This window comes from Paraburkholderia sp. RL17-373-BIF-A, from assembly GCF_046030175.1.
Lineage (GTDB): Bacteria > Pseudomonadota > Gammaproteobacteria > Burkholderiales > Burkholderiaceae > Paraburkholderia.
Genome location: NZ_JARESO010000058.1, coordinates 1 through 19,250, shown reverse-complemented (window position 1 = coordinate 19,250; position 19,250 = coordinate 1). Strand labels below are relative to the sequence as shown.

At 62.5% G+C, this 19,250-nt stretch carries 16 protein-coding genes and 1 tRNA gene; 7 read left to right on the top strand and 10 right to left on the bottom strand.

Annotated features, from left to right (window positions below; all coding sequences use genetic code 11):
- Positions 1–3: 3 nt before the first annotated feature.
- Positions 4–3,072, bottom strand: coding sequence for a formate dehydrogenase-N subunit alpha (fdnG, locus tag P0D80_RS39825; protein WP_408291942.1), 3,069 nt, complete (start codon positions 3,070–3,072; stop codon positions 4–6).
- A gap of 99 nt (positions 3,073–3,171) precedes the next feature.
- Here fdnG and P0D80_RS39820 point away from each other — a divergent pair, with 99 nt between their 5' ends.
- The 5 genes from P0D80_RS39820 (at position 3,172) to P0D80_RS39800 (ending at position 7,304) form a co-directional block, all read left to right on the top strand.
- The gene (locus P0D80_RS39820; protein WP_408291940.1) at positions 3,172–3,627 is read left to right on the top strand and encodes a beta-xylosidase; all 456 of its coding nucleotides are present in this window, start codon (positions 3,172–3,174) and stop codon (positions 3,625–3,627) included.
- A 197-nt stretch (positions 3,628–3,824) separates the two neighbouring features.
- Positions 3,825–4,889 (top strand): selenide, water dikinase SelD, encoded by a 1,065-nt coding sequence (gene selD / locus P0D80_RS39815; RefSeq protein WP_408291938.1) that lies wholly within the window; start codon positions 3,825–3,827, stop codon positions 4,887–4,889.
- A gap of 129 nt (positions 4,890–5,018) precedes the next feature.
- On the top strand, positions 5,019–6,086 hold the full coding sequence (gene mnmH / locus P0D80_RS39810; RefSeq protein ID WP_408291936.1) for a tRNA 2-selenouridine(34) synthase MnmH: 1,068 nt from the start codon (positions 5,019–5,021) through the stop codon (positions 6,084–6,086).
- A gap of 24 nt (positions 6,087–6,110) precedes the next feature.
- Positions 6,111–7,166 carry a permease gene (locus P0D80_RS39805; protein ID WP_408291934.1) on the top strand — a complete coding sequence of 352 codons (1,056 nt, stop codon included), beginning with the start codon at positions 6,111–6,113 and terminating at the stop codon, positions 7,164–7,166.
- 3 nt (positions 7,167–7,169) lie between these two features.
- Positions 7,170–7,304, top strand: a complete 135-nt coding sequence (locus P0D80_RS39800) for a hypothetical protein (protein WP_258194915.1) — start codon at positions 7,170–7,172, stop codon at positions 7,302–7,304.
- Positions 7,305–7,483: 179 nt separating this feature from the next.
- On the opposite strand, the gene dhaK is transcribed toward P0D80_RS39800, so the two are convergent.
- From dhaK to P0D80_RS39755, 9 genes are all read right to left on the bottom strand, one after another.
- Positions 7,484–9,187 (bottom strand): dihydroxyacetone kinase subunit DhaK, encoded by a 1,704-nt coding sequence (dhaK, locus tag P0D80_RS39795; RefSeq protein WP_408291931.1) that lies wholly within the window; start codon positions 9,185–9,187, stop codon positions 7,484–7,486.
- A 292-nt stretch (positions 9,188–9,479) separates the two neighbouring features.
- Positions 9,480–9,556: transfer RNA gene (locus P0D80_RS39790), tRNA-Val, on the bottom strand.
- 78 nt (positions 9,557–9,634) lie between these two features.
- Positions 9,635–11,125, bottom strand: coding sequence for a M81 family metallopeptidase (locus P0D80_RS39785; RefSeq protein WP_408291929.1), 1,491 nt, complete (start codon positions 11,123–11,125; stop codon positions 9,635–9,637).
- Positions 11,122–12,402, bottom strand: a complete 1,281-nt coding sequence (locus tag P0D80_RS39780; RefSeq protein WP_408291927.1) for a Zn-dependent hydrolase — start codon at positions 12,400–12,402, stop codon at positions 11,122–11,124. Before P0D80_RS39780 ends, P0D80_RS39785 begins: the two co-directional genes overlap by 4 nt.
- Before the next feature lie 33 nt (positions 12,403–12,435).
- The gene (locus P0D80_RS39775) at positions 12,436–13,137 is read right to left on the bottom strand and encodes an ABC transporter ATP-binding protein (protein ID WP_408291925.1); all 702 of its coding nucleotides are present in this window, start codon (positions 13,135–13,137) and stop codon (positions 12,436–12,438) included.
- Entirely contained in the window at positions 13,134–13,901 is a 768-nt protein-coding gene (locus P0D80_RS39770) for an ABC transporter ATP-binding protein (RefSeq protein ID WP_132381396.1), read from the bottom strand. The genes P0D80_RS39775 and P0D80_RS39770 overlap by 4 nt, the downstream gene beginning before the upstream one ends.
- Entirely contained in the window at positions 13,898–14,953 is a 1,056-nt protein-coding gene (locus P0D80_RS39765; RefSeq protein ID WP_408291923.1) for a branched-chain amino acid ABC transporter permease, read from the bottom strand. The genes P0D80_RS39770 and P0D80_RS39765 overlap by 4 nt, the downstream gene beginning before the upstream one ends.
- Positions 14,950–15,810, bottom strand: coding sequence for a branched-chain amino acid ABC transporter permease (locus P0D80_RS39760; RefSeq protein WP_106314729.1), 861 nt, complete (start codon positions 15,808–15,810; stop codon positions 14,950–14,952). Before P0D80_RS39760 ends, P0D80_RS39765 begins: the two co-directional genes overlap by 4 nt.
- Before the next feature lie 86 nt (positions 15,811–15,896).
- Complete coding sequence (locus P0D80_RS39755) at positions 15,897–17,105, bottom strand: ABC transporter substrate-binding protein (RefSeq protein WP_342960070.1); 1,209 nt, start codon at positions 17,103–17,105, stop codon at positions 15,897–15,899.
- Between the two features lie 275 nt (positions 17,106–17,380).
- Between P0D80_RS39755 and P0D80_RS39750 the strand changes: the two genes are divergently transcribed.
- Both P0D80_RS39750 and P0D80_RS39745 read left to right on the top strand, forming a co-directional pair.
- Positions 17,381–18,229, top strand: a complete 849-nt coding sequence (locus P0D80_RS39750) for a FadR/GntR family transcriptional regulator (protein WP_132381392.1) — start codon at positions 17,381–17,383, stop codon at positions 18,227–18,229.
- A gap of 423 nt (positions 18,230–18,652) precedes the next feature.
- Positions 18,653–19,117, top strand: coding sequence for a hypothetical protein (locus tag P0D80_RS39745; protein ID WP_408182225.1), 465 nt, complete (start codon positions 18,653–18,655; stop codon positions 19,115–19,117).
- Positions 19,118–19,250: the final 133 nt, after the last annotated feature.

Genomic DNA, 19,250 nt, shown 5'->3' with positions numbered 1-19,250 from the left:
TCCCTATGCCTTTTCGACCTTGACGAGGAACGATTTGAATTCCGGTGTTTGCGAATTCCCATCGCCCACGGAGGGCGTCAGCGTATTGACGAGATAGCCTGGCTTCGCGAGTCCCTTGAAGCCCCAATGCAGCGGCAATCCGACTGTCTGGACTTTCTTTCCTTCGATCATCAGCGGTTTGATCCGTTTGGTGACGAGCGCCACGGCAATGATGTGCCCGCGATTGGACGACACCTTGACGCGATCTCCGGCCACCACGCCCACCTCCTTCGCCAGATCCTCGCCGATCTCCACGAACTGCTGCGGCTGCACGATCGCATTCAGGCGCGCGTGCTTGGTCCAGTAGTGGAAATGCTCCGTCAGACGATAGGTGGTCGCCGTATGCGGGAATTTCTCGTGCGTGCCGAACGCGGCCCGGTCATCGGGGAACACGCGTGCCGCCGGACTGCTGACGACCGCCTTGTTGTTCGGATGCAGCGGGTTGTAGCCGAGCGGCGTTTCAAACGGTTCGTAGTGCTCCGGGAATGGCCCTTCCACCAGACCATCGCGCGAGAAGAAGCGCGCCACGCCTTCCGCGTTCATGATGAACGGATTCATGCCGTTTTCGGGCGGTTCGTCCGCCTTGAAGTCGGGAATGTCCGCGCCCGTCCACGCCTTGCCGTTCCAGGCGATCAGCTTGCGCGTCGGATCGAACGGCTTGCCGCTGACGTCGCACGAAGCACGGTTGTACAGAATCCGCCGGTTCGCCGGCCAGGCCCACGCCCAGTTCAGCGTATTGCCGATGCCGGTCGGGTCGGAGTTGTCGCGGCGGCCCATCTGGTTGCCCGCCTGGGTCCATGCGCCGCAGAAGATCCAGCAACCGCTCGCGGTACTGCCGTCGTCGCGCAACTGTGCGAAGCTCGCCAGTTGCTCGCCCTTTTTGGCAAGCACCTTGGTTTTGTCGGTCGGGTCGGTGACGTCGGCAAGCGCCTTGCCGCTGAACTCCATGGCGATCTCTTCAGGCGTCGGGCTTTCCGGGTCGGCATACGGCCAACTCATCTTGAGAATCGGATCGGGATACTTGCCGCCGTTCTTCCTGTAGGCCTCGCGGATGCGCAGCCACAAGCCCGACATGATCTCGAGATCGCTCTTCGCTTCTCCGGGGCCGTCCGCGCCCTGCCAGTGCCATTGCAGCACGCGGCTGGAGCTGACCAGCGAACCGCGCTCTTCCGCGAAACAGGTGGTCGGCAAACGGAACACTTCGGTCGCGATCGAAGTGGGATCGACGTCGTTGAACTCGCCGAAATTCTTCCAGAACTCGGAGGTTTCGGTGGCGAGCGGATCCATGATGACGAGCCACTTCAGCTTGGCCAGACTCGCGCCGATCTTCGCCTTGTTCGGCGCCGCGGCGAGCGGGTTGAAGCCCTGCGCGATGTAGCCCGTCATCTTGCCTTGATTCATCAGCTCGAAGACCTGCAGCATGTCGTATGACTTATCGAGCTTCGGCAGGTAATCGAAACCGAAGTTGTTCTCGGCGGTCGCGCTATCGCCCCACCATGACTTCATGAAACTGACATGGAAAGCGCGATAGTTGCGCCAGTAGCTCAACTGATTCGGCCGCAGCGGCTGGCTCGCGCGCTTCGCGATGTAGGCGTCGAAGTCCTGCTCGGCTTCCAGCGGCAGCGTCATGTAACCCGGCAACAGGTTCGACATCAGGCCGAGGTCGGTCAAACCCTGAATGTTCGAGTGACCGCGCAGCGCATTCATGCCGCCGCCCGCAATGCCGATATTGCCCAGCAGCAATTGCACCATCGCGCCGGTGCGGATGATCTGCGCGCCGATCGAATGATGCGTCCAGCCGAGCGCGTACAGGATCGTGCCGGCGCGCCCCGGGACAGCCGTCGATGCGAGCATCTCGCACACCTTGAGGAATTTTTCCTTAGGCGTGCCGCAGGTGCTCTCGACCTGCTCGGGCGTGTAGCGCGAGTAGTGCTGCTTCATCAGTTGATAGACGCAGCGCGGGTGCTGCAACGTCGGATCGACTTTGGCAAAGCCGTCGTCGCCGCGTTCGTAGTCCCACGAACTCTGGTCGTACTTGCGCTTGTCGGCGTCGTACCCGGAATAGAGACCGTCGGTAAATGAGAAATCCTCACGAACGATGAACGGCATGTCCGTGTAGTTCTTTACATACTCGTGCTGGATCTTGTCGTTGGTGAGCAGATAGTTGATCACCCCGCCCAGGAACACGATGTCCGAGCCGGTCCGAATCTGCGCGTAATAGTCCGCAACCGATGCCGTGCGCGTAAAGCGCGGATCGACCACGATCAACCTCGCCTTGCGATGCGCCTTGGCCTCAGTGACCCATTTGAAACCGCACGGGTGCGCCTCGGCCGCATTGCCGCCCATCACCAGAATCACATCCGCGTTCTTGATGTCGACCCAATGGTTCGTCATCGCTCCACGGCCAAACGTCGGGGCAAGACCTGCCACCGTCGGGCCGTGTCAGACACGTGCTTGATTGTCGAATGCGAGCATGCCAAGACTGCGGACAGTCTTGTGCGTCAAATAACCGACTTCATTGCTACCGGCCGATGCTGCGAGCACGCCGGTGGTCAGCCAGCGGTTGACCTTCTTGCCGTCTGCCGTTGTCTCGACGAAGTTGGCGTCGCGATCTTCCTTCATCAATTTCGCAATGCGATCGAGTGCGTCTTCCCACGACATGCGCTTCCATTCATTCGAGCCGGCCGCACGGTACTCCGGATACTTCAGACGGCTCGGGCTGTGAATGAAGTCGATCAGGCTCGCGCCCTTCGGGCACAGCGTGCCGCGATTGACCGGGTGATCGGGATCGCCTTCGATGTGGATGATGCTGGACTTTGCGTTCTTGGCGTTGTCGCCGAGTCCGTACATCAGGATGCCGCAGCCTACCGAACAGTACGGGCAGGTATTGCGGGTTTCGGTTGTGCGCGACAACTTGTACTGACGGACTTCCGCTAACGCGGGCGTCGGTGAGAAGCCCATGAGGGCGAGACTCGATCCGGCTAGCGTGGTGGCGGAGACCTTCAGAAATTGTCGCCGGGACATATGGGTCATTGAATGGCCTCGGCTCTTTATGGGGACACTGATAACGATTATAGAGACCGGTATGAAATCCTGCAGCGAGAACTTAGGCCTTCTACAGTGCAACTAAATATGAAATGCCACAGCCGATTTCAACAAAGTCGAGGCATTGTTATTGCTGAATCAGTGAGTCACCCACCGACACTTACTCCAGATCTTTGGGCACTTATGACCTATCCCCTTCTCAAAACTTCTCTCGCAGGCAATCTTTACGGCGCCGTGAAATCGTGTGCGTCGGTCGGCGTTGTCTCGCTTGCGCTGGGTGCCGCGATACTCGCGCTGAGTCCGCCCGGCATTGCTCAGATCACACAAGGCAGCGGTTCGTCGCAGCAGGAGAACCGCACTTCTTCGATGGGATCGGCGCCCGATTCATCCGCGTCCGCAGTCCATGAATCGCACAAGCCTCAGACAAAAGATGGCGGTTCGGCGAACTCGCGCGGCAAGACTGACGGGAAGAGCCACAAATCCCAAGGCGCGGGCGGCTTCGATAACGGCCTCTATGGCACCGGGGCCGGCAGCAACAAATAGCGAGTGAGTTTGCCGCGCTTTTGTCGCACTTTTGCGTCAAGCGCATTGCGACCGTGCGGCGCGTTGCGGGCAGGCGCGGAGGAATGCACGGCGTGTTTCGCGTTCTGTCCGGATCGCTTCGGCGACCGCCGGTCCCTGCGCATTGCACGAACAACCATCATAATGGCGGTCATTCGTAGCCTGAAATGCCCGCCACAATGACCAACACCCCCAGCCACGCAAGCGCTTCGCCCCGTCTGACCAGTCTGTCGCACGGCGGCGGTTGCGGCTGCAAGATCGCGCCCGGCCTGCTCGCCGATCTGCTCAAGCGCAGCGCGCCGCTGCCGTTCTTTCCCGATCTGCTGGTCGGTAACGACACAGCCGACGACGCCGCCGTCTACAAACTCAACGACGAACAGGCTATCGTCGCCACCACCGACTTCTTCATGCCGATCGTCGACGACCCGTTCGACTTCGGCCGCATCGCCGCGACCAATGCGCTGTCCGACGTCTACGCGATGGGCGGCAAGCCGCTGATGGCGCTGGCAATCGTCGGCATGCCGATCAACGTGCTGCCGCACGACGTGATCGCAGCCGTGCTGAAGGGCGGCGAATCCGTGTGCGCCGAGGCCGGCATCCCGCTCGCCGGCGGCCATTCGATCGATTCGGTCGAGCCGATCTACGGCCTCGTCGCCATTGGCGTGGTCGATCCGAAGCGCGTCAAACGCAACGCGGGCGGGCAAGCGGGCGATGTGCTGATCCTCGGCAAGCCGCTGGGCGTGGGCATTCTCTCGGCAGCCCTGAAGAAAGACCGGCTCGACGCCGCCGGCTACGCCGCCATGATCGGCGCGACGACCAAGCTCAACCGGCCGGGCGCGGACCTGTCCAGGCTCGACGGCGTGCACGCGCTCACGGATATCACCGGCTTCGGCCTGCTCGGCCATACGCTGGAACTGGCGCGCGGCTCGAACCTGACCGCGCGCGTGCGCTATGCAGATCTGCCGTGGCTGCCAGACGTGGTGAGCCTCGCGGAAGCCGGCATTTTCACCGGCGCGTCGGGACGCAACTGGGACGCATACGGCAAAAACATCGTTCTGCCCTCCTCATTTCCTGCGACGGCGCGCACGCTGCTCACCGATCCGCAAACCTCGGGCGGCTTGCTGGTCTCGTGCGCGCCGCAAGCCGTCGACGAGGTTCTCGCCCTGTTCCGCGCCGACGGGTTCGGCGAGGCGTGTGTGATCGGCGAAATGGTCAGTGGAGAAGGGCGCGTCGAGATCATCTGAGCCGCGAGCGGAAGAAGGAACGATGCGGGGCGCGCGGCCGGGAAACAGCGCTAAGTGCCCCGCCGGCCGCTATTCACGGCGCGTGCGATAATTTCACCCTTCCCGCCGGCCCGTTTTGTCCCTAACTCCTTGAAAAACCTACTCGTCAGCCTCGAAAAAGCAGGTGATTTCGATGAAATCATCGATGTGCGCACGCCTCTCGAATTTGCGGAAGACCATATTCCGGGCGCGCTCAACGCGCCCGTGTTGAGCAATGAAGAGCGCGTGCTGGTCGGCACGACGTACAAGCAGGTATCGCCGTTCGAAGCCACGCGGATCGGTGCGGCGCTGGTCGCGCGCAATATCGCGCACCATCTGGAAACGACTTTCGCCGACCGGCCGCGCAACTGGCGGCCGCTGATCTATTGCTGGCGCGGCGGCAAACGCTCGGGTTCGGTGACCACGCTGTTCAATATGATCGGCTGGCAGGCGCGCCAACTCGATGGCGGCTACAAAACGTATCGGCGGGCCACGCTCGACACGCTCGTCACCTTGCCGAAGACGTTCTCGTACATCGCGCTGGTGGGCCCGACCGGCAGCGGCAAGACGCGCCTGCTCGCGGCTCTGCACGCGGCGGGTGCACAGACGCTCGATCTCGAAGCGTTGGCCGCGCATCGCGGCTCGCTGCTCGGCGCCTGGGCCGGCGTGGCGCAGCCGTCGCAGAAGCGTTTCGATACGCTGCTCGTGAGCGCGTTGCGCACGTTCGATCGGGCACGGCCGGTGTTCGTTGAAGCGGAGAGCCGGCGCATCGGCTCCGTCGCGCTGCCGCTCGCGCTGCTCGAGACGTTTCATCAGGGCCGCTGCGTCGAGGTGATCTCGAGCCGCGAAGATCGCGCGGCATTCCTGCTGCACGACTACGCCCATCTGTTCGACGATCCCGATGCGCTGAAGGGGCAACTGCAACGGATGATCGGTTTGCATAGCCGGGAACGTGTCACGGGCTGGCAAAAGCTCGTCGACGACAACCGCCGTGCCGAGCTCGCGCACGAGTTGATCGGGCGTCACTACGATCCGGCGTATGCGCGCAGCAGCCACCAGCATTTCGTCCAGTTGCCGCGCGCATTGCAATGGAATTTCCGCCCCAACGACGCCGATGTCGTCGACCAGGCAAAAGCACTGCTCGTACAGCTCGACAGCAGCGCGCTCGCTGTCAACTGATTAAAACCAACGTTCAAGACCACCATGCAATCAACCCTTCGACAACCACGAGTCGCTCTTGGCTGGATCGTCTTTCTGCTGATCGCTGTGGTCGGCCTCTTCTATGTGAAGTGGTTCCCGTACTACAACCGCGCGTTCGTGGCCGCGAGCCAGCACTCCATCGGCAAATCCATCCTGATGGGCACGTCGGCGAGCGCGCCGGCGGCATCGTGGCAGGCTGCCATCAATTACGCCTTCGCCTACGGCAAAGCGATCTGGCAAGCGATGGTGCTCGGGCTGCTGCTCGGTTCGGCGGTGCAAGCGCTGATTCCGCCGCAATGGGTCGCGCGCGCGCTCGGCCGCACCGATTTCAGCAGCGTCGTGAAGGGTGGCCTGCTGTCGTTGCCGGGCATGATGTGCACGTGCTGCGCGGCGCCGGTCGTGGCGGGCTTGCGGGCGCGTCAGGCGGCGCCGGGCGCGGCGATCGCGTTCTGGCTCGGCAATACCGCGTTGAATCCGGCTACGCTGATCTTCATGGGCTTCGTGCTCGGCTGGCAGTGGATGGGCCTGCGCCTCGCCCTGGGCATCGTGATGGTGTTCGGTCTCGGCTATCTGGTGAACCGGATGGTTACGCCGAAGGAAGCCGAAGCGTCGCGCGAAGCGATGGCGCAACTGGTCACCAGCGATGTGCCCGGCACTGCCTTCGCACGCTGGGTGAAAATCCTCGGCACGATGACGCTGCGGCTCATTCCCGAATACATCGTGCTCGTGCTGATTCTCGGCGCGGCGCGCACGTGGCTGTTTCCGCATGTCGGACCGGATATCGACAACAGCCTGCTGTGGATCGTCGCGCTGTCCGTTGCCGGCACGCTGTTCGTGATTCCGACAGCGGGCGAAGTGCCGATCATCCAGGCCATGCTCTCGTTCGGTATGGCGGCCGGCCCGGCTGGCGCGTTGCTGATGACGCTGCCGCTGATCAGCGTCCCGTCGATGGCCATGCTCGGACGCTCGTTTCCGCGGCGTGTGCTGACGGTGGTGGCGTTGGCCGTCGTGGTGTGTGGTGTGATCAGCGGGTTGCTGGCTGTCGCATTGGGGTTTTAAAGCATGAAACGTATTGCCGCATTTGCTTTGACGTGCTGGTCGGCTGCCGGCCTGCTTTACTTCGGACAGCATTCGGTGGCGCTGATCGTGGTGAGCGGGGTTGTTGCGCTGGCTGGGTTCGATCTGCTTCGTCCATGATCGCGCGCTGATGCGAAAGCGTGAGCGTGGATCGCTTACGCGAAGCGTATTTCGACGGCGCGTCTTATTTGTAGAGACATGAGCGTCGGCGCTCGGATCGCACGGCTAACAGCATGAGACCTCTGCTCTGCTGTTAGCCGTTTTTTGTTTCGCGCAATCGAGCGTTTGCGCGAGTTCGCTTACTTCTTCAACGCCTCGCAAATCGCAGCGAGCCACAACGCCACCGCATGCGCACCCGGATCCACGTGACCTAGCGCGCGATCGCCGACATAACTCGAGCGCCCGCGCCGTGGATGCATCGACGCCGTTTGCGAGGCACCTTCGGTTGCCGCGTCGACGGCCGCGTTCAACGCGGCATCCAATGCCTCCTGGCGCGCGAGAGCGGATTGCAACGCGTCGGCGGCCGGCTTCAATGCATCGACCATCGTGCGATCGCCGGGATGCGCACCGCCCAGTTCCATCAAGCCGTCGACGCCCGCGCTGAACGCCGCCGCCCATTCTTTCGGCGTCGATCCGCCTGACCGTTCGAGCGCAACCGCCGCGCGCACCAGCATCACCGCGTAAAGCGGGCCCGACGTGCCGCCGACCACGCGCCGCAGCGTCGCCGACATCCCGCTCAATACGGCGCCTGGTATTGTCTCAGCCGGATAGCCATCGAGCTCCTGAAGTATCGCGCGCGCGCCACGCGAAAGACTGATGCCGAGATCGCCGTCGCCGACGCGTTGATCCATGTCCGTCAACGCCGGCTCCGCTTTCAGCAGGCACGCGCAAACGGCTTCGATCACGCGGCGCAACGTCGCTTCACGCGACAGCGTCGCACCGCTTGCGCGCTCCGGTTCGGCAGGCGCGGGCCGCACGGAAACCTGCGCGATGCGGCCGCTCAGCGCGGGCCACGCACTCGTATGCGCGGCGGCGTCGAGCCAGCGGAGCCGTTGGTCGTCCACGCGCAGCAGCGTCAGCGAGATGCCCGCCATTTCCAGCGCGCTCAGGAACGTGCCGGCCCAGGCGCGTTCCACCTTGATGCCGCGGCCCGCCAGATAACGCAGCGCGGAACCGGCCACAATGCTCAATTCGCTCGACGGCGTGCCGCCTAAATTGTTCACCAGCAACGCCACCCGCTCACCGGCCTGCAACGACAGATCGCCGACGATCTTCGCCAGCAGCTTGCCGACGATCGCGGCGGCAGGCTCCATCGCACCGCGCTCCACACCCGGTTCGCCGTGAATGCCGAGACCCCATTCGATCTCGCCGTCCGCCAGCTCGAAGCCCGGCTTGCCCGCAGCCGGCACCGTGCACGCGGTGAGCGCGACGCCCATCGTGCCGAGCGAAGCCGCCACGTCGCGCGCGATCTGCGCGACTTCCGCCAGTGGGCGGCCCGCCGTGGCAGCCGCGCCTGCAATCTTGTGAACCAGTACGGTCCCCGCGAGCCCGCGACGGCCCGCGTGATCACCGCTTGCCGTCAGCGCGACGTCGTCGGCGACGATCACCATTTCCGTGGGGATGCCTTCTGCGCGCGCGATCTCGGCCGCGAGGCCGAAGTTGAAGCGGTCGCCCGTGTAGTTCTTCACGATCAGCAAGACGCCTGCCTTTCCGGCCACCGCGCGGATCGCGTCGAGTACGGCGTCGGTGGACGGCGACGTAAAGACTTCACCCGCGACCGCTGCGCTCAGCATGCCGGAGCCCACATAACCGCCGTGGGCGGGCTCGTGGCCCGAGCCGCCGCCCGAGATCAGCGCGACTTCGCCGCGCGCCGCTGCGGCCTCGGCATCCGCCCGCACGACGATCGTGCTGCCTTGCAACAGGCAGAGCTTGGGGTTGAGCGCCGCGAGTCCGTCGAGCATGTCCGGGACGACCGCGGAGACCTCGTTGATGAGCTTCTTCATTGCGTCAGCTTCCTTTTAAGCTGCCGGCGCTTTCGTCGCGCGCTGACGGCAGTTTATTCAGTGGCGAAACAGGAAGGCTTAACTGTACCGCGCATTGGCGAAAGACGACGTGATACGGCAACGTTGAACGCACAAGGCATTCGCGGCGCACGAGCGACGCTGCGTCGAGTTCAAGGCTATGGAGCGGGGAGAAACTGACAGGACAGCGGCACAACGAACTGTGCGCCGAGGCGATGCGAGAACCTGACAGTAGACGAAAGCGAAGCCGCTTTCGTCTACGTCACGGATGCGTTGGTAGGCTCGATTGGATTCGAACCAACGACCCCCACCATGTCAAGGTGGTGCTCTAACCAACTGAGCTACGAGCCTTTAGAGGCGCGAATTATAGAGAACCCGCACGCTCAGCACAAGCCCCTAACGGCACTTCTGTCGACTAGCGCGTTGCACTCAGTTCGTGGATGCCCACTCGGTCTGCGTATCGAGCGGAAAAACCGGCCGCTTCACGCGCTTGAAAGCGAACAGGCCATAGTCCGAACTCGTCACGCCGCGGCTGTCGCACTCCACCAGCGCTGCGGCGATCGGCACGAACACCGGCCGGCAGTACATGCGCGATTTGAGCAACAGGAAACGCGCGCGACGCGGATCGATGCCGACGCTCTCGAACACACCGAGGTCCCACGGTTCGTGCGTGCGCTCGGTCATCACGAGCTTGACGGTGCCTGTGTCGAGGACCGCGGCGCGTCCCATGAAGGCGCGCTGTCCGGTGTACGTCGGGCCGCTGATCACGTACTCGCCGTCGGTCAGCGCGCGCACCACGCCGGTCACGGCAAGCGGCGGACGTGGCTTGAGCGCATCGCTCGCGACCTTGTTGCCGATGGTCACCGTCACCGTACTGCCGACGCCGGCCGACATCAACGCCGCGACCGCTTGCGGATCGCACAACGGCCCGCTCACGATGCCGTCGAGCTTCTGCTTCAAGGCTTCTTCGAGCAGATCCATCGTGTCGCATGTGCCGCCCGACATGCAGTTGTCGCCGTGATCGAGCAGCAGCACGGGCTTGTCGGCGTCCACCGCGAGCACGGCGGCTTGTGCGACGGATTCAGCGAGCGGCGCGCTGCGATACACGAAATCTTCGCGCTCGTTCCAGATCTGCCGCGCGATGCGCTCCGCTACCGCTTCGGCGTGAGTACGATCGCCATTGCCAACCACCACGACGCTGATGCACGGTGCCTCGATATCAGCGAGCGAGAAGCCCGACAGCACCGACACCGCGAGCATGCCGTCGGCCTCGGCGGCGCGCGCGGCATCCACAGCGCGCTTCATCGCGCCTTCGGCAGTCGCGCTGCGCAGCGTATGCGTGAGCAGCGGCGGCTGGCGCCATGCGATCACGGGCTTCGCCTTGCCGTGGATCAGATCGAACATCAGACGCGCCGCGTGCGCGCCGGTTTCATACATATCGACGTGCGGATAGGTCTTGAAACTGACGATCACGTCCGCGTTGTCGATCATCTTTTGCGTGACGTTGCCATGCAGATCGAGTGCGACGGCGATCGGCGCATCCGGCAGCAACGCGCGCACGCGTTCGAGCAAGTCGCCTTCACCATCGTTGGAATTCTCGGCGACCATCGCGCCGTGCAGATCGAGCATGACGGCGTCACAACCTGTCGCGGCCGACACGATCGCTTCGCAGATTGCATCGTAAGCGGCGGCCTCGACCGGCCCGCTCGGATTCGCCGACGCCGACACAGGCGTTACGATGTCGGCATGCTCACGCTCGGCTGCGTCGATGAACGCGGCCATCGCCGTCTGCATGCCTTTGTTGTCGTTGAACGCGTCTTTGCCATAGGTCGGACCGTTACGGCCGAATGCTGCCAACGGCGTGGCCACCGGCGAAAACGTATTGGTCTCGTGATTCATTCGCGCGATGAGGATCTTCATGCGTCTGCGCTCCCCGCTTTCTGCGCGGCGCTCAGCATGGCCTGCAACAGCACGTTGCAACCGGCTTCGAGATGATCCGCGCGTGCGTCTTCGATTTCGTTGTGGCTGATGCCGTCTTTGCACGGCACGAAGATCATCGCCGCGGGCGCGACTCTAGCAAGATAGACAGCGTCGTGGCCGGCGCCGCTGATCACATCCATCGATGAAAAGCCGAGCGTGTCCGCGCCCTGCTTCACGGCACCGACCAGGTCTGCGGCGAACGGTTGCGGCGGGAAATACACCACCTGTTCGACGTCCACCGTGATGCCGCTTTTCCCGCCTGCCACCGAGCATGCGGCGCGCAACGCGCTGTCCATTGCTGTGAGCGAGGCATCGTCGGCGGCGCGCAGATCGACGGTGAGCGTCACGCGGCCTGGAATCACATTGCGTGAATTCGGATGCACGTCGAGCCAGCCAACCGTGCCGCGGCCGTGAGGCGCGTGATCGAGCGCGATGCGATTGACGGCGTAAATCAGATCGGCGGCGACCAGCAGCGCGTCGCGGCGCAGTTCCATCGGCGTCGGGCCGGCGTGCGCTTCCATGCCGTGTACCGTCACGTCGTACCAGCGTTGGCCGAGCGCGCCTTGCACCACGCCGATTGTTTTATCGTGTGCTTCCAGGACGGGGCCTTGTTCGATGTGCGCTTCGAAATAGGCGCCTACCGCATGTGGTTTTGTGACTTCGCCGGCATATCCGATCCGGGACAGTGCGTCACGCACCGTGACGCCTTCTCGATCGTGTTGTTCGAGCGCATGCTCCAGGGTGAATGCACCGGCGAACACGCCGGAACCCATCATCACCGGCACGAAACGCGAGCCCTCCTCGTTGGTCCACACGGCGACTTCCAGAGGCGCGAGCGTCTGCACGTTGGCGTCGGTTAGCGTGCGCAACACTTCGAGTCCCGCGAGCACGCCGTAATTACCGTCGAACTTGCCGCCTGTAGGCTGCGTGTCGATGTGGCTACCGGTCATCACGGGCGGCAAATCGTCACGCAAACCCGCGCGGCGCGCGAAGATATTGCCGATTGCGTCGATCCGCACGCTGCAGCCGATCTCCTTCGCCCACGCGATAAAGAGGTCGCGCGCCTGACGGTCCAACTCCGTGAGTGCGAGCCGGCACACACCGCCTTTCGCGGTGGCGCCGATCCGCGCGAGTTGCATGAGACTGTCCCAGAGCCGCGCGCCGTCGACTCGCAGATCGGCGAACGTCGCGACGGTTGTTGATTCATGAACTTGCATCGATGCTTCCTCGTGTTGAAGACTGAGTGCGCGTCAGACCACGCCGACGCCGAGATAACGGTCCTTGATCGAGTCGTCCGCGGCAAACGACGCGTTGTCGCCTGCATAGACGATCACGCCTTGTTCGATGATGTAGTGCCGATCCGCGAGTTGCGTGCAGACTTCGAGGTTCTGCTCGACCAGCAGAATCGCCACGCCCGCCTCGCGAATCAGCTTGAGTTGCACGACGATTTCTTCGACGATCACCGGCGCGAGGCCTTCGACGGGTTCGTCGAGCATCAGCAAACGCGGGTGATTCATCAGCGCGCGGCCAATGGCGAGCATCTGCTGTTCGCCGCCGGAGAGCTGCGCGCCCCCATTCGTACGCCGTTCCTTTAAGCGCGGAAAAATTCGGTAGATGTCGTCGAGTTGCCACGGCGAATCTTTGCGAGCGCCGAGCCGCAAGTTTTCTTCGACCGTGAGCAGACGAAAGATACCGCGGTGCTCGGGCACAAAGCAGACGCCTCGCGACGCGATCTTGTGCGGCGGCAGGCCGCTGATCTTGGCGCCGTTGAACGTGACCGTGCCGCGCTGAGGCGCGACGACACCGGCGATCGCTTTCAGCGTGGTCGATTTGCCTGCGCCGTTGCGGCCCAGTAGCGTGACCGTTTCACCATCGTTGATCTGCAAGGACACGCCCTGCAGGATGTGGCTCTTGCCGTAAAAGCCGTGAATCTGCTGCACGTCGAGAATCATGCGCGGCCTCCGGTGATCATGTTGCCGAGATAGGCGCTGCGTACGCGCTCGTCGCCGCGAATGTCGTCGGGACGGCCTTCCACCAGCACTCGCCCTTGCTGCATGACGGTGATCGTGTCGGAGATGTCCATCACGATGCCCATGTTGTGTTCGATCAGTACGACCGTGTAGTCGTCGCGCAGGCCGCGAATCAACTGCTTCATGTCGTCGAGGTCGTCGATGCCCATGCCCGAGGTCGGCTCGTCGAGAAAGATCGCCTTGGGGCGCGCGGCGAGCGCCATGCCGACTTCGAGCCGTCGCTGCTGACCGTGCGACAGCGCGCCCGCCGATACCTCGCTGAACCGCTGCAACGCGAGCCGCTCAAGCACGCTGTCGACGATGTCCGCATGCGTGAGCGCGCCGTGCGGCGGCGTCCACGCATTCAACGCACGCACCGCGTCGACACCTTGCGCGGCGAGCCGTAGATTTTCTCGCACACTCAAATTGGCGAACAGGCTCGTCACCTGAAACGAACGCGCGACGCCGCGCCGTACGCGTTTATGGTCCGGCTCGTGCGTGACGTCGTGGCCGTCGAAAACGATCTTGCCCTCGGTGATCGGCAGCGTGCCGGTCAACACGTGAAAGAGCGTGGTTTTGCCCGCGCCGTTCGGACCGATCACAGAATGCACCGTGCGCGGCATGATGTTCAAAGTGACATCGGAGAGCGCCGTGAATTTGCCGTAGCGCTTCACAACGCCACTCGCTCGCAGAATAGCTTCGCTCATACGCGCTCCTTGCCTGCGTCGTTGCCTTCGTCGGCGGATGATTTGCGGCGTAGCGATTGCCAGATGCGTTGGCCCAATCCCCACAGACCGCGCTGCATGAACAGGCTGACGGCAATCAGCACGATGCCGAGCAGCAACAGCCAGCGCGGCCACAATGTGGAAAGCCAGTCGGCGAACAGCACGTAGAAGGCGGCACCCAATACGGAGGCAAACAGATTGCCTGTGCCGCCGATCACGGTCATCACGAGAATCATCTCGCTCGTGTGATAGTCGATGTTGGAGAGCGGCGCGATGCCGGTCATCAGCGCGTGCAGCGCGCCCGCCAGACCCGTGACCGCGCCGGAGATCACGAACGCCATCAGCTTGAAGCGTTTGACGTCGTAGCCAACCGCAGCGGCGCGCGCTTCATTGTCGCGAATCGCGAGCAACGTGCGGCCGAATACAGAGTGCGATACGCGCATCAACAGCCAGAACACCACGAGGAACAACACGGCGACGAAACCGTAGTACTGCCACGGCGAGGTCAACGGCACGATCGTTTTGCCGAATAGTCCGAGCGCCGGGCGCGGGATGTCGAGCAAGCCGTTGTCGCCGCCGGTCAGATCGGGCGTGGTGTAGGCGAGGAAGTAGAACAGTTGGCCGAACGCAAGCGTCAGCATGACGAAGTAGGTGCCGCGCTGGCGAATCGAAAACCAGCCGACCAACGCCGCGGCCGCCGCGCCGGTCACTACCGATGCAAGCAACGCCACAGGCACCGGCAAGCCCATTTTGGTGAGGACCAGTCCCGCGCAATAGCTGCCGAGCCCGAAGAAAATGCCCTGTCCAAACGAAAGCAAGCCTGTGTGCCCAAGCAGTAAGTTGCAGCCGAGGGCGGCGAGTGCGAACACGAGCACTTCAGTAGCCAGCGATCCGGAGCGCAATGTAAGCGGCAAAACGCACACGACCAGCAACGCGAGCAACAGGAAGCGATAGCGATGTAACGAATGCTTCAGGCTCGGGCGAGCCCTTGCGGAAGAAGCGCTCTGCACGATAGGTTTCGACGTATCGATCATGCCGCCCTCCCGAGCAAACCGTTCGGTCGCAGCAACAGGACAGCGGCCATCGCGACATAGATCATCAATCGCGCGCCTTCCGGCCACAACGTGCTCATCACGCTTTGCACGATCCCCACCAGCAATCCGCCGACCAGCGCGCCAAGAAAATTACCCATGCCGCCGACCACCACCACGACGAACGCGACGCTGAGCGCTTCGATACCCATGAACGGATCGACGCCGCGAATCGGCGCGGCGAGCACGCCCGCCAACGCGGCCGTCGCGGCGCCGAGCGCGAACACGAGGCTGAAAACGCGCAGCACGTTGATGCCGAGCAGCGAGACCATCTCAGTCGATTCGCTGCCCGCGCGCACCGCGCTGCCGAGCCGCGTGCCTTCCAGCACCCACCACAAAAGCGCGGCCAATACCGCCGTGAAGCCGATCACGAAGAGACGGTACTTCGGATAGACGAAGCTGCCCCAGATCACCACGCCGTTCAGCACGTCGGGCACGGCCACGTTATCGCCGAGCGGTCCCCAGATCAGGATCGCACATTCCTGTACGACGAGTGCGAGACCGACTGTGACGAGGATATGAAACTCATGCTGCTGCGCATAGACGTGCCGCAGAATCAGTTTCTCGACGACCCACGCAAGCGCGCCCACCACGATCGGCACGACCACGAGCGCGGTCCAGAAGCTCATCGACCACTGCATCGCCTGATAGCAGAAGTACGCGCCGAGCAGATAGAACGCACCGTGCGCGAAATTCACGAAGCGCAACAGGCCGAACACGATCGACAAACCGACCGCGAGCAGGAAATACAGCATCCCCACTCCGATACCGTTGACGATCTGCAGGAGATAAACGTTCATGGCGTCCGTCTAAAGGGTGGTGCGAAGGGAAAACCGCGGTACGATGCTGCGATATGCGCGCCGCGCTCGCATGCGGCACGGAGGCGTCAGGCCATCTTGCAGCCGGTTTTGTCGAGCGGCAGGAACGATTGACCTGAGCTCACGATATCCGCGTAGTCGTCGGCGTTTTTCATCTTGTTCTTCGCCTTGCCCTTCAACAGATAATAGTTCTTCAGCACCTGATGGTCGCCTTTGCGGACTTCTTCCGGGCCTGTCAAACCGTCGTATTTCATGCCTTCGAGGGCGGCGACCACTTTCTTCGGATCGACGTTGCCTGCTTTTACGATGCCGTCGAGCAGGATCTTCGTGCAAATATACGAGCCTGCGAGGCTGTAGTTGGGGTTTGCCTTGAATGCGGCGTTCGAACGTTTGACGAGATCGCGGTTGAGCGGCGAATCGATATCGTGCCAATACTGTGCGCCGAAATAGACACCTTCGCACAGGTCCGCGCCGAGCGATTCGAATTGCTCGAGTCCGGACGCCCAGGCCATCAAAATCGTGCAATTGTTCTTCATGCCGAAGCTCACAGCCTGGCGCAACGTATCGGACGATTGCGAGCCGAAGTTCAGAATCAGCAGCACGTCAGGCTTCGCAGCGACTGCGTTCGTCAGGTAGCCGCTGAACTCCTTCTCATTGAGCGAGTGGTAGCTGTTGCCCACATGCTCGATGCCCTTCTCTTTGAAGATCGCCTTGGCTGCCGAGAGCAAACCGTCGCCGAACACGTATTGCGGCGTGATGGTGTACCAGCGTTTCGCTTTGGGCATCATCTGGATCAGTGGACGCACGGTCTGCTCGATCGCGCCGTAGGTCGGCACGGACCAGCGGAACGTGGCGTCGTTGCAGTCCTTGCCGGTGATTTCGTCCGCGCCTGCCGTCGTGATGAAAATGCCGCCAGCTTTCTGGACTTCCTTGCCCATTGCCAATGCTTCGGAGGACAGAATACCGCCGGCAAAGAAGCGCGCATTCTTCTGTTGCGCGATTTCCTGCACACGGCGCACAGCGGTTGCGGGCTTGCCTTCCGTGTCGAGCACCGTATATGCAAGCGGTTGACCCAGCACCTTGCCGTATTGCTCGATAGCGAGCTTCATGCCGAGGTCGGCGTATTTGCCGTTCGCCGCGAATGGACCCGACATCGGCACCGGACAGGCGAACTGCAAGGTGCCGGCCTGCGCGAACGCGCTTCGCGCGACCAGCGAACCCAACGTCCCCGGAACGGCCGACAACGCGGCCAGCTTCAACATATTTCGGCGATTCAAAATGACGCTCCTTAGGAAAGAGACACGCACTGACCGACTACGAAACTGCACGCATTGCGCGAACGACTACTTGAGCTTGCTGGCCGCAGTGAAGTTTTCCACCACATCGGCTTTGTTCTATTTATCATGATAAATAGGTTGGACTTGATCGTAGGTACAATAAATTCGGGTGTCAATAAGGCAAAATTCCTGGCGGCATCGAGGCAGCCTGCCGGGCTGCGACTGCGCCGGCGAATCGGTCGACGATCGTGCAGGACAAACTGGGAGCATCGAATATGGCCATGGACCGCGCCAAGGCTGGCGCCGCGATTGAGATCAAACAGCAAAAACGCGGCGATCTGGTCGCGGAAGAAATCAAGCGGCTCATCACCGAGAAAGACCTGAAGCCAGGCGACCGGCTGCCGCGCGAGGTGGAATTGCAGCAGCTCTTTTCGGTGAGCAAAAGCACGATCCGCGAGGCGTTGAAATCGCTCGAGGTGCAAGGTCTCATCAAAGTGACCACCGGCCCGAGCGGCGGCGGCATGGTGGTGGAAGTGCCGCTCGATCGCACGTTGCAACTTCTGCAAAACTATCTGTTCTTCAAGGACGTATCGATCGACGACATCTATACCGTGCGCAAACTGCTGGAGCCCGAGCTCGCGGCAGGGGCCGTGCCGCATCTGACGGAGCAGGACTTCGAGGCGCTCGACGCGAGCATTGCGTGTTGCGACCGACCGGCTTCGTCACACGGCGGGCAGGACATCGTGCGGCAACGTCAGGAGGACGTGAATTTCCACGACATCCTCGCGGCGGCGAATCCGAATCCGTTCCTGCGTTTTAGTTGCGAGTTGATCAATGAAATGATCCGTCAGCTCATCGAGTTTCGTAACGACACGCCGCAAGCTGAGCATGAACGGTTCGGTCAGGCCAACGTCAAGATTCACAAAGCGATTACGAAGGCAGCGCGTGAGCGTGATGTGGAGAAGGTGCGTGAGTTGATGGTGATTCATATGACCGAGGCGCCACGCTATGTGAAGCGGATGAAGGGGAAGCTGCGTGGACGTCTCATCCTGGATTCGGAGATTCGGCGGCGCGTGCGGGCGCGAAGTGTGGCGCCGTCTGCGGATGAGGGTGATGAGGAGTGAAGCGGGGGTTTCGATGCGGGTTGCGGGTGGGTTGCGAGTTGCGGGTTTCAAGCCGAGGGCAATTCCGCTATGGACGCCGGTTGGGCGTCTTGCTTGGAGAGCGGAGACCGTCTGCTCTGACGAAGAGATGCAAATGGTTTGATGCGGCCGGCATAGGGCAGAAGGCTTGGCGCGCTCGCGATATCGGCGCCACGTAGCGCGGGATCCGGGTGGGTGAAATGCCTTTCGCATAAAGGAAGATCGAAAGGCATCGCGCTCAGGTTAGGAGGATGCAGGCGCCGGGCCCCGCGAGAGGGAATCGTGGCGAAAGCAGCAGCTAGTCGGCGTTCCAGTCGGTCCGCCTGTGGCATGCACGACGGAGGGCTCAATCTTTTGCGAGCCGCGCCGTTATTGCATCTGCACAGGCATAAACATTGGACCTTCATGGCACAACCTATTCCGTTTTCCCGCCACACTGGCGCTGCGCGTGCCCGGCATGCCAAGGCCATGCTGTTGCCGATCGCCCGGCAGACCGCCGACGACCTCGCACTGCGGGTCCATCTGGCACTCGACGCCTTGCGCCGCGGCGCGGGCAGCATGACCGACGCGCAAACGCTCACGCAGATCATGCTGTTGACGGGCTTTCTGGCGGAATCGGGTTTCGGCTCGGCGACCGGTGAGCAACTGGGTGCGGCGGAACGCGCAGTATCGGCGGTGTTCGATATCGGCCGTGAAACCGGCAATTGGAAACTGGATGACGCCGGATTCGCGCTTTTTGCGACAATCGCGACGAATTACGACCGGCAGTTGCACAGCGCGCCCCTTTGGGCGATTACCGATGCGAGCGAACGACTCGATCGGTTTACCGCGGGCATGTCGTATCAGACGCCGGCGCGTAAGCGGGCTTGATTGATCACGTGATGTGAAACGACGAGGGAAGCCTCGTCGACGAGGTTTATGCGACTGGTGAGGCGCACAGTGTACTGGCTGGGCGCGACGCGGTGAGCCGCGAAGGCGTAGATGTATTGACGGGCTACGCGAA